Origin of the sequence: Moritella sp. Urea-trap-13, from assembly GCF_002836355.1 — a bacterium.
Taxonomy (GTDB): domain Bacteria; phylum Pseudomonadota; class Gammaproteobacteria; order Enterobacterales; family Moritellaceae; genus Moritella.
The window spans coordinates 551,467-569,598 of record NZ_PJCA01000031.1 but is presented as its reverse complement, the minus strand read 5'-3'; the positions used below and the strand labels follow the sequence as shown (position 1 = coordinate 569,598).

At 39.5% G+C, this 18,132-nt stretch carries 14 protein-coding genes; 7 read left to right on the top strand and 7 right to left on the bottom strand.

Annotated features, from left to right (window positions below; translation table 11 throughout):
• The first annotated feature begins 40 nt into the window (after positions 1 to 40).
• A complete protein-coding gene (locus CXF93_RS10505) occupies positions 41 to 1,837 on the top strand; it encodes an ABC transporter transmembrane domain-containing protein (RefSeq protein WP_101063327.1) in 1,797 nt (598 codons plus the stop codon).
• A gap of 128 nt (positions 1,838 to 1,965) precedes the next feature.
• Positions 1,966 to 2,139, top strand: a complete 174-nt coding sequence (locus CXF93_RS22120; protein WP_198551643.1) for a hypothetical protein — start codon at positions 1,966 to 1,968, stop codon at positions 2,137 to 2,139.
• A gap of 70 nt (positions 2,140 to 2,209) precedes the next feature.
• Here CXF93_RS22120 and CXF93_RS10500 read toward each other — a convergent pair whose 3' ends face one another.
• Entirely contained in the window at positions 2,210 to 2,770 is a 561-nt protein-coding gene (locus CXF93_RS10500) for a hypothetical protein (RefSeq protein ID WP_101062470.1), read from the bottom strand.
• A 132-nt stretch (positions 2,771 to 2,902) separates the two neighbouring features.
• Positions 2,903 to 5,560 (bottom strand): beta-N-acetylhexosaminidase, encoded by a 2,658-nt coding sequence (locus CXF93_RS10495; protein ID WP_101062469.1) that lies wholly within the window; start codon positions 5,558 to 5,560, stop codon positions 2,903 to 2,905.
• 628 nt (positions 5,561 to 6,188) lie between these two features.
• Between CXF93_RS10495 and CXF93_RS10490 the strand changes: the two genes are divergently transcribed.
• On the top strand, positions 6,189 to 7,322 hold the full coding sequence (locus tag CXF93_RS10490; protein ID WP_101062468.1) for a porin: 1,134 nt from the start codon (positions 6,189 to 6,191) through the stop codon (positions 7,320 to 7,322).
• Positions 7,323 to 7,487: 165 nt separating this feature from the next.
• Positions 7,488 to 7,712, top strand: a complete 225-nt coding sequence (locus tag CXF93_RS10485; RefSeq protein WP_157824442.1) for a hypothetical protein — start codon at positions 7,488 to 7,490, stop codon at positions 7,710 to 7,712.
• Positions 7,713 to 7,842: 130 nt separating this feature from the next.
• On the opposite strand, the gene CXF93_RS22255 is transcribed toward CXF93_RS10485, so the two are convergent.
• Positions 7,843 to 8,052 carry a helix-turn-helix transcriptional regulator gene (locus CXF93_RS22255; protein ID WP_304442118.1) on the bottom strand — a complete coding sequence of 70 codons (210 nt, stop codon included), beginning with the start codon at positions 8,050 to 8,052 and terminating at the stop codon, positions 7,843 to 7,845.
• A gap of 384 nt (positions 8,053 to 8,436) precedes the next feature.
• Here CXF93_RS22255 and CXF93_RS10475 point away from each other — a divergent pair, with 384 nt between their 5' ends.
• Both CXF93_RS10475 and CXF93_RS10470 read left to right on the top strand, forming a co-directional pair.
• Positions 8,437 to 9,819, top strand: a complete 1,383-nt coding sequence (locus CXF93_RS10475; RefSeq protein WP_101062466.1) for an MATE family efflux transporter — start codon at positions 8,437 to 8,439, stop codon at positions 9,817 to 9,819.
• Positions 9,820 to 10,007: 188 nt separating this feature from the next.
• Positions 10,008 to 11,618, top strand: a complete 1,611-nt coding sequence (locus CXF93_RS10470; protein WP_101062465.1) for a glycoside hydrolase family 16 protein — start codon at positions 10,008 to 10,010, stop codon at positions 11,616 to 11,618.
• 125 nt (positions 11,619 to 11,743) lie between these two features.
• Here CXF93_RS10470 and CXF93_RS10465 read toward each other — a convergent pair whose 3' ends face one another.
• From CXF93_RS10465 to CXF93_RS10455, 3 genes are all read right to left on the bottom strand, one after another.
• The gene (locus CXF93_RS10465; protein WP_198551642.1) at positions 11,744 to 13,750 is read right to left on the bottom strand and encodes a methyl-accepting chemotaxis protein; all 2,007 of its coding nucleotides are present in this window, start codon (positions 13,748 to 13,750) and stop codon (positions 11,744 to 11,746) included.
• 164 nt (positions 13,751 to 13,914) lie between these two features.
• Complete coding sequence (locus CXF93_RS10460; protein WP_157824441.1) at positions 13,915 to 14,802, bottom strand: MalM family protein; 888 nt, start codon at positions 14,800 to 14,802, stop codon at positions 13,915 to 13,917.
• A gap of 94 nt (positions 14,803 to 14,896) precedes the next feature.
• Positions 14,897 to 16,159, bottom strand: a complete 1,263-nt coding sequence (locus CXF93_RS10455) for a carbohydrate porin (RefSeq protein ID WP_101062463.1) — start codon at positions 16,157 to 16,159, stop codon at positions 14,897 to 14,899.
• A gap of 448 nt (positions 16,160 to 16,607) precedes the next feature.
• Here CXF93_RS10455 and CXF93_RS10450 point away from each other — a divergent pair, with 448 nt between their 5' ends.
• Entirely contained in the window at positions 16,608 to 17,609 is a 1,002-nt protein-coding gene (locus CXF93_RS10450; protein ID WP_198551641.1) for a LacI family DNA-binding transcriptional regulator, read from the top strand.
• Positions 17,610 to 17,700: 91 nt separating this feature from the next.
• Here the strand turns inward: CXF93_RS10450 and CXF93_RS10445 are convergent, their stop codons facing one another.
• The gene (locus CXF93_RS10445; RefSeq protein WP_101062462.1) at positions 17,701 to 18,126 is read right to left on the bottom strand and encodes a hypothetical protein; all 426 of its coding nucleotides are present in this window, start codon (positions 18,124 to 18,126) and stop codon (positions 17,701 to 17,703) included.
• Positions 18,127 to 18,132: the final 6 nt, after the last annotated feature.

The following is an 18,132-nucleotide window of genomic DNA, read 5'->3' as shown; positions in this document are numbered from 1 at the left end:
CATAGTTGATAACAGAAGCATTGATAAAAAAGGCCAAACAATGAGTTCATCATTTACCGATAAGATCAATCAAAAGCAATCGTTCATGAGTCTGCTACCGATATTCGCTTTTATCAAACCCTATAAGTTAATGGTGTTTTACGCCCTACTCGCATTATTAGTTACCGCCGCCGTGAACTTGTCGCTTGGCCAAGGCGTTAAGTTCGTTATTGATAATGGTTTTATCGCTGGCTCGGAAACTCAATTAAAAACAGCCATCTTTGCGTTGGTAATCCTTATCACTTTACTTGCCATTGGTACCTTCAGTCGTTTCTATCTAATGTCTTGGCTGGGTGAACGTGTTAGTGCAGATATAAGAAAAGCGGTGTTTAATCAGGTGATAAAATTACACCCGAGCTATTTTGAAGAAAACCGCAGTGGTGAAATTATGTCACGATTAACGACAGATACCACATTGTTACAGTCCATCATTGGTTCCTCTTTTTCAATGGCACTTCGCAGTGCTTTAATGCTGATTGGTGGCTTGGTCATGCTACTTATCACCAATATAAACCTGACACTTTGGGTTGTCGGTTTCGTGCCTTTCATCCTTATTCCTATCTTAATTTACGGTAAAAAGGTGCGGTTATTAGCTGCTAACAGTCAAGATGCTATCGCAGATATCGGTACTTACGCCGGTGAAATAATACAGAATATCAAAGTAGTACAAAGCTATACTCACGAAGAAACAGAGACAGTGGCCTTTGCTGGTGAAGTTGAAAAAGCATTTGCTGTGGCTAAGAATAGAATCAAACAACGTTCGCTATTAATCGCAATTGTCATCTTTCTTACCTTCGGTGCTATCAGTATCATGTTATGGGTTGGTGGCATGGATGTACTTAGCGGTAAGATGACTGGTGGCGAGTTAGGTGCATTTGTCTTCTATGCCATCATGGTCGCCATGTCTGTTGCCACTATTTCTGAAGTTTATGGTGAACTACAACGCGCAGCCGGTTCTGCCACGCGATTATTAGAGTTACTCGAGATAACCAGTAAAATACAAACACCAGAACAACCTAAAGATATGATCAATAATCACCGTAATATCATCGAATTCAAAAATTTGGACTTTTATTATCCATCACGCCCAAACACCGCAGCGTTAAAAAGCCTTAATTTAGTCATACCAAAAGGTAAAGTGATTGCGTTGGTTGGTCCATCTGGCGCAGGTAAAACAACTTTGTTTGAGTTACTGCAACGATTCTACGACCCGCAAGTGGGCTCAGTGCTATTTAACAATCAAAATATCAACGAATTAGCACTGAATGAAGTGCGTCAGCGAATGGGCATGGTGCCGCAGCATCCGGTATTATTCAGCTCAGACGTTTGGCACAATATCCGTTATGGCGATCCAACGGCCTCTGATGAAGCGGTAATTAAAGCCGCTAAGCTTGCTCATGCACATGAATTTATTCAACAATTACCTGAGGGTTATAATAGTTTCTTAGGTGAACAAGGGGTTCGTTTATCTGGTGGTCAAAAGCAACGTATTGCCCTCGCCCGTGCGATTTTGAAAGACCCCGAAGTATTGTTATTAGATGAAGCAACCAGTGCCCTTGATGCCGAGAGTGAACATCATGTGCAAGCTGCGCTGGAAGAGTTAATGCTAAATAGAACCACGCTTATCATTGCCCATCGATTATCAACTGTCATTAATGCCGACCTTATTTTGTTAATGGAACAAGGTCAAATCATAGCCCAAGGTACACATAACCAGTTGATTGAGTCATCGACCTTGTATCGACGCCTTTGTGAATTACAGTTTGATAATGCGGGACATAGAGCTGAAGTTAGCTAGATCTTAATTTGTATAATGAATTAATTTGGGAAACTTGTGGTTTGTTAATCACTGTCTACTATTAGGGTGTAAGACATAATACAGATAGATAAATCCCTGTATCCACTTATAAAAATAGTAGGATAAGTATGAACAAATTAATTTTAATGATCACGTTTATCATCGCTTCAGCTACATTCAGTGTGAGCGCAACTGAAGGACAAGGTTCTGGTGTATTAGGACCAGAAGTAAAATGCAAACTACAGAATGGCGATGTAATTAAAACCTATGCGCAAATATGCGTGGCACGTAAAGGCAGTTAGTTGTCAAAGCAATCACACACCAGAATGTTATAAAGCGTCAATTAGTACAAGCGTACTGCTCTTGTACTAATTACTGAGCTTGTTTAGCATCGTTTTCAATTTGACTTTGAACTTGCTCATAACCCGTCATATAAGTACCTGGCAATGTGATAACTGGGCCATGTTTACTGTTTGCTTTCTCTTGTAATTTGATCACAAGGTCATCGTTACTGTTCATTGAATCAGGAATAGAGAACGAAAACATTTGGTCAAAAATACACAATTCGTCACATGTTCTAAATGTGCCACGCTCTTGTTTTATCTTTACCGACTCCAACCCATTGATTGACACAAAACCATATTCAAAGCCAAAGTCTGTGTGCTTAACCAATAGATTAACGCGTGTATCTATTTGGTGTTTTTCGTTACTGCTTTCTCTGCCATACAGGTAAGCGTCAGCTTTAAACAACGCTTTTGTTGTCCCAGCTTCTGGCGCTAGTGTAATTGTAGGCCCTGTTATACGCTTACCTTCCCAAGTCTGTTTTACTGAAACCATGTCTTTAAATTGTGCTGAACTCGCATCTTCATAGGTATTTGAACAAGCTGCGAGAGCAAGTGGTAATAATAGTGGCGCTAAAAATTTTAATTTCATCTTAATCGTCTCTCGTTATAAATCTGAAGTTTTAATCATACGATTTTGTAATTTAATACAGCTAAGTAATATAGCAATAAAGGTGATTGAATTAATATCCAATCACCTTTTATTTTAAGTCTTTGTAAAAACTTATTTAACTGCGGTGATACGGCTGAAGCGCTTACCATCTGGTGACACTGTTCTTAATTCAGCAGACGTGACAGAAACTGGTTTTGTCCATGTTGTCCACGTTGAACCAGCATCCGTACTGTATTGTACTTCTAGTCCAGGGAAAGCGACGTTAGTTAGTAGCTTACCAGATTCAATCTTACCACCCGGTACTGGTAGACGATATTGAACGCCGGTCTTGTCTATTTTTGCAAGTTCACGTTGACCAACGATGTTTGCAAATTGGCTCCACTCTGTCTGTTGTTTATTGGCATCAACAAACGTTGTGTCGCCGCCTTTGAATTCGCGATCTTTCACGTAATCAAGTTCCCATGACGCTTTATGCCATGCTCGCTCTGCTAATGGCAAGATACGAGGGTAAACCATGTATTCAAATTGTGAATCGGTACGCACTGATTCACTCCAAAGTTGACCAGAAATACCATTGTAACCACGGTTTTCAGTATCGCCTTTTATGTTGAAGTTATTACCGTCACGGTCTTTTGATGTTTCAGCGTTCTGAGGCAAATTATTCGGTGAGAATTTAAATACCTTTTTGCTGTCGGTATAACGTGTTGCCCAGTAGTAACCGCGTTCTTTTGAGTTCACTTCATATGGGAAATCGAAATACAGGTAATCAGGATGCGATTGTACGACTTCAAAGCCTTTTTCGGTCATGTGGTTAGACGTGTTTGCCCCACCCCAATATAAGGTTTCCCATACATTAGCGACAGCTGTCAAAGGCAGATCTTTAGCGTCAACGTCTTTAAGTCCATCTTGCCATAACTGAGTTTTTTCAATACCGGCAGCGGCAATAATGTTTGCTACTTTTTTAACAAACATAGGACCAAGATCGTGTGGTGTTTCTAAGCTATCATCCGCAGCGACTTGTGCTACACACTGTGGCGATTTAGCCCAAGGCATTGATTCTTTGGTTAAGTCTTTATCACCTTTCCAGCCTGTTGTACCACCAGTCTGTTCGTAACCGTTACCGAGGTGAATGTTCTTCGCCTCATCACCACCCATGTGCCATGTTTTTAATGGCTGGCCTGCTTCTTGATGCATAGCTTGAACTTCTGCGATCACTTTGCCGATGAAGTTATAAGTCGAATCCATACAAGGGTTTAAGATACCGTCATTGTAGAATTGAATTGTGGTATAAACAGATTTGTCATCTGGATCGGCTAAACGGTATTCTTCTGCTTTTTGTAAATCTGAATCTTTGTATTTGTTATATCGCGCTTCCATTGCGACAACACCTGCACGGGCATGGGCTGGCATATCAATTTCTGGAATCACTTCAATGTTACGAGCCTGCGCATATTGTACTAACTCAATATAGTCAGCTTTGGTTAAATAACCGGTACCGCGATTGTCCGTTGTTGGCCCTGAGCCGAGTTGAGGTAATAAGCAGGTGTTCTCCTCTAAATCATGGCAACGTTTTCCACCGATATCAGTTAACTCCGGTAATCCAGGGATAGCTAAACGCCAGCCTTCATCATCGGTTAGATGTAAGTGGAATTTATTCATTTTATACGCACTCATTTGGTCGAGTAAGCGCAACAGCGATTCTTTACTGTGGAAGTTACGAGCAATATCGACTTCCATACCACGGTAATCAAAGTTCGGTGCATCTTTTACACTAACTTGTGGAATGTTTTTGTTCACAGCAAAATCAGACGGGACTAATGAAGCGATTGATTGTAGCGCATAGAGTGCACCAGCATTATCAAACGCTAACACTTCTGTGCTATCAGCTGATACGTCAAGTGTGTAACCACCTGATTTAGCGAATTCATTTTCTAGTTGTTGTGGTGCAATTGTGATATTAACTGGGTAACTACCTGCTACATTCACACCAAAATTTTCGAATCGTTGCGTAACAGCATCCAGTGAACTTTGTTTCATTGCTGGTGCATTAATGCTGATGCCTGCGCTTAAGTCCGCAAAGCCTTGCACTTTATCATCTTGCCACACTGGTGTTGGGATGATTTTGTTCGCTATTGAGGCGGCAGATAATTGTGCTGTTGCTTCATTGGCCTCAAAGCGCGTATTTGCGTTCATTACTATATTGTTATCACCGGCATGTCTTTTCAGGTTTTCACCGGTTAATGGTGTAATGATTTCTGACATGTCTTCAGTGTCAGTATTACTGATCACTTTCGGCTGTGCATTTTCTGCAGTTACATAATAACGCGGCATTACGTCAGTTTCGAATAATGACCAATATTCAGCAATGAAGTTAACATCTACAGTTGCGTTCGCGTTAAAGCCTTTAAATTCTGCTGTTGGTGTGAGTTTGTGTAAATCACCGTTGATATGCTCAATGGTAAACTCTGGAGATTTCACTTCTAGGATACGTCGAATACTGTGGAAATATATTTCCCAATCGGCTGATTCAATCGCTGAACCACTGTTGGTCAGTTGAATTGTTGCATCTTGGCAAGCCGCCCATTCTGCGCCTAGCGTCTTACATGTTGCAGCTGCATCGCCTTCAAGTTTTTGATTTACGACATAAGTTACTTGAACAGATGTAGAAATGGCGTCGACGACACTTTGTGTTGTAGCTACTGGTGATGTAGTACTACTACAACCTACTAATGCAATACTTAACCCCAGTGCAATTGCTGTTCTTTTCATATCCGACCTTCCTTTGAATGAAATCAATTAATCTAAAACTTAATACGCACTGTAAAGTAACCTGCGTATTTTACTATATTGAAATTCATTCAATGTGACAATTATCACTAATATAAGGTTCTTTATAGGAACTTGCGTGATTAATGTCATTTTAAACAAAATATTAAAATAAGATAAGTATTACAAAATGATTTAAAATTCACATCCCCTTCTATCATCGATATTGTTGTTAACCTTTACGCAACTAATTTTTTCATTTCTTTTAGATGAGTTAACAAGTAAGCGTCAAGGTATGCAATATAATGATTTAATATCAGCGCTTTAAATATCCATGAAAAATTCATTGGAATTATTTGTATCACTAATGTAAATCTTAAGTATCAGCTGCACTTTGATTTACCCTGTAAATTATTAGCGTAAATTAATCCTTTAAATTGTGGATAAATGCGATCTTTATCGTTATTTATTGTTTTATATTGAAAATATTGTGATTTTTATCACGACTGAGAACAACTTAATTTGTTTAGTGAATTAATATGGGTAGACTTCGATTCATCAAGTTTTTAAGTTCAATATAAATTTACGAAATACACCAATTAGCATTTACATCTACAAAAAGGATTTTAAAATGAACAAATTAAGTTTATCAATGGTAGCGGCAGCGGTTTCAACTGCTTTATTATCAACAGCAGCTAATGCATACGTATTAGGCACAGAAAATACAGGTAACATCGAAGTGTATGGTGTTGTCGCTGTTTCTGCTTATGGCCACACTGGTGATAAAGCCAACGGTGAATCAAACATCACAGATTACAATATTGAGAATGAAACTCGTGTTGGCTTCCGCGGCAGCAAACAAATGACCGACGGAATCAATGTAATATTCCAAGTTGAATCTGGCTATACAGATACAGATGACTGGTCTGGCGGTGGTTTAGGTTTTCGTGATACGTTCGTAGGTGTCGAAGGTGATTACGGTAAAGTAACTGTCGGTCGTCAGTTAACACCAATGTATGAAGTAGTTGATTGGCCTTTTACAAATCCAGGCCTAGGTCGTGTATTTGATCCAGCAGCAACCGGTGATATTGCTTACATGTACGATCGTACCGAATCAATTCGCTATTTTGCTCCTGCTATGGGCAACTTGAACATCAACGTTGCTACTGGCCGTGCTGGCAGTGGTGACAATGCACAATGGGTTGGTGGTGCTGCGAAGTATAAGGCATTTGATGCAATCACATTCCATGCGACTTTCGAATATGGTAATAACAGACAAAAATCAGCTGCTGTAGCAGCTGGTGTATATTCGATTGATAATGATAAAACTTCACCTACTTATGGTCAAAATGTTGCAAGCGTAGAAAAATCTGAAGTAACCGCTGATACTTTTACGTATCTCGTTGGTTTTGAAGCACCTATTGCAAGTACAGGTATCAGCATTGCTGGTGCATATAAATATGGTCAATCTGAAGATAACGCAACTAAAAGCACTGACTCACAAGGTTCTTACTCTCTAATCGCTCAATATTGGAATGGACCGCTGGGTATTAAATTAGGTTACGCAGCGACTGAAGATGTTGATTCAGATGATAATTCCAACAAGAGAGAAGGTTCTTCTGTAACATCATTACAAGTAATGGGTGTGGTTAACGGCTTTGTACCTTACGTTCGTGTTGGTATGACAGATAAACTTGGTTGGGGTGCAGTCACTTCAGAGAGCCAAGAAACATTCGCACGTGTAGGTCTTGAATACGGTTTCTAAGAATTAACAATATATAGAAGCCGGCATGCATGTCGGCTTTCTTTAAGCATGTAATTAGAGACGATCATTCTCTTCTGTTTTTGTTATCCCCCATCAGCTTTGAACTATACTGATCGATACGCAGGTTGTAATTTAACTTGTATTTTACAAATGGGAGAAATTGAAATGAAAAAAATACAGACAGCGTTAGGTGTTGGCTTATTTGTTTTTTCTATGAATATCAATGCGGCAGGAGAATCTCAATCATTGCAACAATTAAACAAAGCCTGTGAACTGAAACAAGTGGGCTATAGCTGCATAGTACCTGGTATACAAGCTAAAAATGGCGTGTGTATTGATGCAAAATGGCATGGCTATATATGTTCTGCTAAACAATCCCCTAAATTCTAGAAATTATTATTCGTTCGAATATTAAGAGAGAAGTGCACTAAAAATATGTGAGCGATCATTCACGGTAGCTCACCACTATGGTTACATCGGACTTAAAATTCATCAGCAACGTTGTTTCCAAGCACTAGCATCAACTGAATATAGCTAATACGCAGAGAATGATAATACCTTGCTGTTCAGGGTGTTCCCTATAACGACTTGGTGAACAACCAAAGCACTTCCTAAAATGGTGAGTAAAATTGTAAGGGTCTTTATAGCCCAAGCGTAGAGCAATCATAGAAATAGTCCACTCACGATATTGAAGTAAATTAGCCGCTTTTTCCATACGTAAATGAATCAACCCACTCTTGGGGACATGCTGTATAAATTTTTTGAAATCCGATTCAGTTGTTCTTCACTAATAAAGTACAATTAATTCAACACGATCTGCCCTTGTTAAAATGCCTCCCTTCTAAGGTGAAAATTAAAAAATGAACTGCAAGATCATGTCGCTCTACATGATAGCCATCAACAAGTTCGGCCATCCCAGCCATAAAAACCTCTTACTGAAATCAGACGTTGTAAGAAATCGCTCTTTGCACATATCCGATAGATAGACATCGTCATGCCATTCTGATTTAGGTTCCACTGACTAATGACGGATTTGCACAGGTTTTCTCTATTTTCGCACATTCTATTTATAGTGCTCGACACTTATAATCTGCTGCTAAAATAAGGAACAAATATGAATTTTAAAAACACCTTAATTTCGAACCAAAACACTACATCTGCCTCGATGTTAGTCAAGGTAATTAAGCTTGGATTTCCTGTGGCAATTCAAAGTGCATTACTTGCAATATTAGCACTTGCAGATGTGTTAATGGTAAGCGATCTTGGTCAAGAAGCAACTGCGTCTGTGGGAATCGCCTCAAAATGGCTTTTTGTTGCGGCCATGATAATGGGAGGAATGGCGTCTGCTAATGGTATATTAGTAGCACAATATTGGGGACGAAATGATAGACGGTCTGCTAAAACAGTCACCTTGCTAGCAATGATCAGCGGCGCAAAAATATTAGTGTTGGTTAGCTTAGTCATCACATTTTTTTCTGGCTACATAATGATGCTGCAAACAAATGATGCCACGGTTATTGAATTAGGCTCAACTTACCTCTGGTATAGCGTCCCAATATTGATTCTAACTCATTTACTCGTGATTACAGAATCTGCTTTGCGAGGGTCTGGTGATACCATGACTCCTTTATATTTTGGATCAATAACAATTGTCGTCAATATTACACTGAACTTCTGGCTTATTAAGGGTGGATTAGGTGTTCCTGCCATGGGGGTTGCAGGTGCAGCTTTAGCAACAACAATCTCACGTTTATTGCAAGTTGTGCTTACCTTTTGTGTTTTATACTCGCGCAAGCATTGGTTGTTCACCACTCAGATATTGACTGAATCCGATAAGCTGTGGTCATCTTACAAACACATTGCAATCCCCTCTACTCTCAGCGCATTAACATGGGCTGCTGGCGTGCTAGGATATCAAGTTATTTTCGGGCATATGGGAACAACGGAACTTGCAGTATTCAGTATGATTGGTCCATTTGAATCATTATGTTACTCGTTATTTTTCGGTATATCAGTTGCATGTTCAGTACTGCTTGGGCAATCACTCGGACGAGATGAATTTACCAATGCCCATGAAATATCTAAATTCTTTGTCAAAGCAGTATTTACACTTGGTTTATGTACTGGGTTGTTACTCTTTTTTGCTAAAGAAGCAATTCTGTCTTGGTTAAACCTAACAAGTGAGGAACTGTATCCATTAGCCTCTCCTGCATTAACTGTTCTGTTCTGCTTTATCTGGTTACGAATGCTCAACGCAGTCATTATCAACGGTATTTTACGTGCAGGCGGTGACAATCACTTTTGCTTACGTATGGATTTCTTTTCCGCGTGGATGGTCGGCGTACCACTTACTGCATTTGCAGCCTTTGTATTAAAATTGGATTTTCAATACATATATATGTTGATGTTAACTGAAGAATTAGTGAAATTTGCTCTTTGTTTCCACCGTTACTTAAAATGTTATTGGATGAAAAATTTAACGGTTACAACGATATAGATGAAGGCTCTTACACGCAGTTATAACAAAAAATGAAAAATTATTTTCAAATCGTTGTGGATATAAATATCTTCTTGTGATCAAAATATAACTTCCATATAAAACATCTTGTTATCAACATTTTTATCACATAGCATGAAAAGAAAGCGCTTACATTTTATATGTCATCACTATGAAGGAAAGAATAAATGATAAAAAACGCACCACTCTCAATATTCAAGCTCACTGCTGTAACATTGGCCTTGGCGCTGGCAGGTTGTTCCTCTCACAGCACAGCCTTAATGATAGATAACACGCTTGAGAAAACCTCCACCCCCAAAGCGTTGGTTCTGACTGCGGAGGAGATAACACCGAGTGCAAAATGGAAATTACTTTGGAGTGATGAATTCGATGGCAGCGAAATTGATAAAAAGAAATGGGAAACGATAGAGAACTGTTGGGGTGGAGGTAACAATGAGCAACAATGTTATACCCATCGTAAAAGTAATGCTTTTGTTAAAGATGGTAAACTGAATATCATCGCCCAAAAAGGCAACTTTACCGGACCTGATAACGCAGATGGTAATATAAGCAGCACAAAGATCTTACCTTACACCTCAGCGAAATTACGCTCGATAAGAAAAGGTAACTGGAAATATGGCCGTTTTGAAGTTCGCGCAAAACTACCTCAAGGTCAAGGTACTTGGCCTGCGATTTGGATGTTGCCAACAGATTGGGTTTACGGCGGCTGGGCGGCGTCCGGTGAAATCGATATTATGGAAGCGGTTAACCTGAAAACACCTTCTACAGAAAAAGGGGCTGCCAAGGGTGAGCTTGAGTCACGCGTTTTTGGCACCTTGCATTATGGTAAACCTTGGCCGGACAATAAATTCACAGGTCAAGCTACGCATCTGCCTGGTGATGTAAACCCTGCCGATAATTTCCATACTTATGCTATTGAATGGGAAGAAGGAGAAATCCGCTGGTATGTTGATAATGTTCATTTTGCGACTCAAAAAAAAGACGGCTGGTATAGCCAACATATGGAAGATGGCGTTTTTGTCAGTGGCGGTAAAAATGCCCCATTTAATCAGAAGTTTCATATGCTGCTGAATATTGCTGTTGGTGGTAACTGGGCTGCTAATGCCAATAATGGTGGTATTGATGAGTCCGTATTCCCGCAAACATTAGCCGTTGACTATGTACGAGTTTACCGTTGTTCAGCGGATCGTTGGAAAGGTAAAGGCTGCTCAGCAGTGTCTGATAAAGCTAAGTTAGTTGAAGGGACTCCTGAACCGGAAATTCTAATCGGTAATGGTAACTTTGGTAAAGGCCCTATTTTTGATGTTTACAAAGATGAACTGAGTGCAGGCATAGCCTTTGATGGCTACAACCCAGAGAAAGCTGTAACTCAAGAACAAGTTCAAGAAGCTGGTCGCGGCAACGTGTGGAAAATAACTAAAACAGGAAAAGTTGGCAATGTATATTTACGAGCGCCGAAAACTGATCTCAGTCACTGGATGGAGGGAGGTCAACTAGTATTTGATCTGAATGTAGAAAGTAAAGAAGATGAGACTGAACTATTAGTTAAAATGGACAGCGGCTGGCCTAATGCGAGCGATATTACCGTTACTCAACCAGCGGTAGGTACATGGCGCGAAGTACGTATTAATATCGCTGATTTAATTGCGGGTGGAAACAGATTTGCGCCGGGCAACCAGGCTGACATCAAGGCCATTGGCAATGTACTGGTTATAGAACCTTTAGGTGAAATGACCTTAAAAGTTGATAATATTCGTTTTGAATATGGGCCTAAGTAAGCAGTTAGTAAACTAAAATTTAACTTGAATGTGGTTGAATTCAACAATGAGTCAACCACATTATTTACAGAAATAAACGCTTATTCATTATTACTCCACAGGTAAGCCTACATTAAACAATCAAACTAGACGTTAAATTGATGGACCAGCTCATTCTGTTGATGTGCTAATTCATCAAGTGTGTCACTGACTTGCGCAATTTTCTCCATCGATAAATTGTTATCGTCGGCTATATTACTAATATCTTCCAGACTACGTGCAATCGAGTTGCTTGTTGAACGCTGCTCTTCTGCGGCATGCGTTATATGGTAACTCATTTTGCTGATCTCAATAATATTCGCCTGAATTTGCTCCATCGCATTATTAGCATCCGATGTTTGCGTTACGCTCTTATTCATTTCGTTTACGCAAGTTTGCATTACCGATGATGCTTGCCCTGATTTCTGTTGTAAATTTTGAATCATACCTTCAATTTCACCTGTAGATTGTGTAGTGCGTTCAGCCAGCACCCTTACCTCATCAGCGACAACAGCAAATCCCCGCCCCTGCTCACCGGCACGTGCAGCCTCGATAGCAGCATTCAATGCTAATAAATTGGTTTGGTCCGCAATATGGCGAATAACATCTAAAATAGACCCTATATCACTGCTCATCTCCTGAACTGTCGAGACTACTTTCACTGATTCATCAAGATTCTCCGATAACAGTTGAATGGTCGAGATATTATCACTCATTACATCTCGCCCCGTTTGCACTGCAGCTTCAACATCACGGACTTTATCCATCGAGCTCTGTGCACTTGCAGCAACATCTTTAACTGAATGCTCCATCTCGACCATCGCAGTGGCAACTGAAGCCGTTTGTTGACGTTGGTCATCCAGTCTAGCTCTAGATTTAGTCATCGTAGATTGGTTTTGTGCTGCTGCTTGCGCTAAATTACCAGAGGTTGTACTTAACTTTTGTAAAATATCTTGTAGGTTAGATGCTAACGTATTGATATGTTTACTAAGCTGGTTGAATTCTATAAATGTATTGCCAATAACCCGTTGCGTCATATCGCCTGCGGTTAACTCTTCAAGCGCTTTGAGAATAGAAACTAAAGGCTTGCGCACATTTTGTGCCAATAACCAGCCAAGAAATACTAGAAAAACGGTCACGCCGCCGCCCATCAAGATTGCCTGGGTATAACCCTCCGCATAGATCTGATCAGCGTTGTCAATCGCGTTATCCATCGCTTGTTCTGCTTCACTACGGAACGTTTCAAGAATCGCCATCGCTTGATCTACTTCAACCACCAGTACTGTGATATTTGCATATAAAACATGACTCGCGTTAACATACTTAAAATGCTGATCCAGTACGCCACTTTTTTTACCTACATCCTGTATGAACTGTTTAACAGGACCATCAAATGCCTCTTTAAGTGACGGTAACTGAGCAGTTAGACCACCATAAGCAAAATTAAGCCGGGTTACACTCCGCTTGTTGTCTTTCATTGCTTTGCTGATGGCTGCTATTTTATTACTAGCCAACGCATCAGAAGTAATGATTTCGGTTTTTTTAAGTTGGGTAAAATAACTTTTCGCCATTAGCTTTACAGCAATATTATCTTGACCGTTGATATATTCTTTCATACCAATTTGCAACTCGGTTTGCAGTTTTTGAAAGTGGCGAATCGCCTTTTGTCTCTCTTTCCGCATAGTAAGTTGGATTTTATAATTACTCATCGCTTTACTCGACTCAGAGAAGTAACGATCTTCTAGGGCCTCTAGCGCACTTAAATGACTATTTAATGATGTGTTATCAGCAGAGATGTGAGCTAACTTACCAAGAGCCTCGCTAAAATCTTGATGTGCCAGTGCAAATTTATTTTCATAGTCCTGCATCCGTTGCGGATCTTGAGTTGTGAGAAAATCTTTGAAAATTTTATCTGCAATCAGTAAGTTAACGCTGGTTTGATTGGCATGAGCAAGCAGTGGTAAAGCATCTTCATTCACAGATTCAAGCTGATTGTAAATACGACTTGTACCGTTCAACATTAAAGTGACAGTCGCGACAAACAATATTATCATCACCGCAAACCCCGCATACATACGTTTAATTATCGAGGTTTGCTTATTTTTTTTGAGCATGTCCTTCATTTCCATTCTGAGAGAAAACAACATTTATACTTAACTTAACAAACATTTTTTAACTGGATCTCGATCCCCCTACGGTTTAGCGCATTCTGAACCACGACTATCCAAAGCTTGAACATGGCGTTGCTTGGCATTAAAAAATGTATACAAACCAATTCTTACAGTTGTTTATCAAGCTCTTGAATATAATGTGATTTTGCTTTTGTTGAACCTGCACGCTCTGCTTCTTCAACTAAACTCTTAGCGCGCAAACCATTACCCTCTTTTATCGCTTTGCTAATCTGCTGTAAGTAAAATACTTCTGTATCACTTAATATTGTCGGGGGTTTGACAAGGGGTGCAGATTTAACCATCGTTACTTTATTCTGTTTAGTGCCTTGGTTATTAATCGCCTGCGCACTAAAAAAAACATCTTTAAATTGGATATTAAGATGCCCGATTGGAGAATGTTTAGTGTAAAGCTTAGGGAAGGATTGTTCTGAGAGCTCTCGTCCCTTGCTTAATTCATATTCACGAGCAGGATCAACAAGCTCACTTCTACCATCGAGATCACTATTCTTGCTGTAAACCAAAATATAACGGATAGCTTGTGCACTCTCGGCAGTAAACGTTCTTTCTATAGAGAAGAAACCCTTAGCGTTAAACTGCGCATTATCGATGCGTGCGATTTGCTGGTTATTTTCATTTAGAAAAACCACACTCGGTACAAAGACTGTGCGGCCAGCTTTACTTTCTAAGACAAAGGTAAAGCGATTGATAGACTCGGGCAGAAATAAAGCTGCAACAAAAGAGTTTCCTTCTGGAAAATTAATAACAGGCGAACTTGCTGTTATATCGATTTTATTATTACTATCGAGTGATGCAATTTGAAATGATAAGTTATTCAGGGAAACGGGTTTTACTTGATCGGATCTTAATTGCGCGCTGAGATGCGCAACATCGGAAAATTGGGTATCCAAAGTTCGAAAGGCGTTAGTAACAATATTGTCACTTGACGAGCAAGCAGCCAATAAACTTGTCAGCAGTACAACACATAATTTTTTCAATATTCTATCCTCTAAAAAAGGCGACAACCTTATGATCGCAGCCTTTTGGAGTGTATCACTCTATAATAATAAGTGACTGACTTAAGTTATCGGCCTACCACCAAGCTTCGAACGCTGCACCAGCGATTACTGGATGCTCTGTAACACCATTATTTGTCTCTTCACCCGCAGTCACATAGAAACGTAGCTGTGGACGAGACCAAGCTACGCCGCCAATTGCAATGTTTTGCGATAAGGTTACTTTATATGCTTCATTTTCCTCTTGATCACCGTCAAAATCGACTACTGAATAACCCGCTTCTAACCAAGTAGAGTGAATATCGTTCCATTGATACATTGGACGGACAATTGCATTAGCGGCATTCGTATCTGCAGTAGTAGCATCATCAAAATCAGTGGCAGTATAACCAAGTAGATAATCAACTGACAGGCTATCACCTAATGCCCGACCGCCTTCTAAACTAACGTAAGTTCTTGAACCATGTAGATATCCATATTGTCGATTTAGAACGTCACTAGTTGCATTATCAGAATAACGAACAAGTAGTTTTTGATTCCAAGCTTTGACTACCGCAGCAAGTATGTAAGCATCCTCTACTTCACCCGCATCACCTGGTCGTGTTGCACCAGCTGCTACAGCGTCTTGATGAGCAAAAGTATTGTCAGTTGCACCGTTGTCCCAAGCAGTTTGAGCATCAGCAGCAGCAGCTTTCGCATTATCATCAACAGAATTATTGGTAAAACCATAATGCGCGATGAGATCCAAACTAACATCATCTGATAATTTGATATCACTTAGTTTTGACGTTCCAGCAAAAAAGCCACTATTAGTATTATTAATACCATCTTGACCCGTTTGAACAAAACTTAAATCAAGATTAGCAAAACCAAGGTCTACACCGCTAACGCCAGCGCCTTGACCATCTGCCCAAATAGCTTTGTAGTCATTTAGATTCTGTAGATAACGTGCATTAAATCGTCGTCCTGCCCAAACATAAGCATTTGGTTGTGATTCAAACACATTTGAAGCACCAGCCCAAGCCTGTTTCAAGCCTGTTCCCCAGCCCCAGTTTTCATACATAACACCAATATCCCACTTAGTGCCGTTTTCGCCTTCAAGCTTTTTAAGAAAAAGAAACTCACCACCGCTCGCTTGGTTGCCTAATTTACCTACTTCATATATGTCATCATCGCTAACTCCATCCTTAGCATCAATTACTTCATTATTATCTTTCTCATAGTTAACACCAAATATAGCGTAACCGTGGAATTCAAAACTGTCATCCGCAAATGCGATTTGTGGTGCTGCTATGCCAGTTGCGACTAAGCATGTTAAAGCGATTTTTGTTAATTTCATTTTAGCTCCATTAAAAATTAATTTTCAGTCAATTGATATAGAAGAAAGAAAGCGCTTTCTTTACCTGTTAAAAAAAATGGCTCATATGAACCATGACAAACAGTAAAAACCCCTTCAGCCGACTTCTGAGACAAGTATAAAACTAAAATGGAGGTGTTAAAGTGAGCCGTATCACTAATGTAAGCGCTTTCTTTGCGTAGTGTTGAGAGTGTGAAGTATGTCTACTTAACTGATTTTATCGCTTAAAATTAATTACAGTGTTCCATTATTAACTAAAACACTGTAATTAGTTAATTTTGTCACTTGCCTGAGTATGTGAGACCTCATATAATGGCAGAATATAGATAACGTAACATAACGTAACGTAACCCAAAGTAACGTAAATAGATGTTACGAAAGCGCTTGCACCTAAAGTTCAAAATTAAAACATAAATATGATCTGGAGAGTATGTTGATCACCATTAAGGAAGTATCGGAACTCGCCAAAGTTTCTCAAGCAACAGTTTCAAGAGTGTTAAATAACCATTCGACGGTCAAAGAAGCCAATAAAATAAAGGTGTTTGAAGCAATAGAAAAATTGGGCTACAAACCAAATGCTTTTGCTCAAGCACTGGCATCTAGTCGTTCAAATAGTATCGGCATGCTGGTGGGTTCACTAGATGGACCTTTCTACGGGCCTTTGATGCATCACGCTGAAGATACCGTTCGCCAAAAGAATATGCATTTAATTGTAACCAGTGGTCAGGAATCAAAAGAAAAAGAAAAAGACTCGATTCGATTTCTTCAGTCTAGACAAGTTGATGGTTTAATTATTCATTCTGATATGTTATCAGATGAGGAGTTACTCAATATAGCCAAAGAAACACCCGCGACAATTATTCTAAATCGTTATATACCTGAGTTATCGAAACAATGTATCCGTATTGATAATGAGCTTGGCGGATATCTTGCTACCTTGTACTTACTTGAATCAGGCCATCGCAAGATTGCTTGTGTCACTGGACAACTCGGGAAAATTGACAGCCGAGATCGCCTGCAGGGATATCGAAATGCACTTGCTGAGTATGGTATTCCGTACGATGCTAACTTGGTTGAAGAAGGACGCTTTGATCATACAGGCAACCACGAAAAGCTCAGACGTTTACTCGATCGTGCGAATGAAATTACGGCTATCTTCTGCCAAAACGACAATATAGCATTAGCAGCCTATGATATATGTAATGAAAAAAATGTAATCATTGGTGAAGATATCTCGATTGTCGGTTTCGATAATGATAGTTACAGCCAACATATTAGACCTGGGCTCACTACTATTAACTTTCCTGTCAAGGATATGGGTATTGAAGCCGCGAACGGGATCTTATCTTTAATCAATAATAAAGCCTATGATCTGAAAAATAAATTATCACCAGCGTTAGTCATCCGAAAATCAGTAAAAATATTAAACTGATGGTTTTGGGAAGCATAGCTCCCTAACTTCCTCGTATTACAGTCGAAAAAAAAGGCAGATTATCTGCCTTTTTTCTTTATTCAATCAACTATTATGACCATTTTTCAGTGGTAATCTCTACCAATTGTTGACGAACACGTTTGTCGATCATTATTTTTGGCGAATTGTTATCATCAGTATCACTATTCTCCACAATTAAAACCTTAGCACCTTCACTCAGTGTATGGGTATGGTATACACCTCGTTTAATATTATAAGTTTGATTAATTTGCATATCCCAACTGACAATATCAATAATATTTTCTTTATCATCAACTTGCGCACAAAATAAAATACATTTTCCTGACAATAAGACAAATACCTCATCGGTTTCACTATGACACTGAAAGTTATCTATTTTATCTGCCTCCAGTTCATCAATGTAATTGAGCATTGCTACTCGCCATGTCTGGAAGTCAACGACGGGCGCATAGCCCACCGCATCAAATCCTGACACCTCTAATAGGTGACTTTTCACAATGAC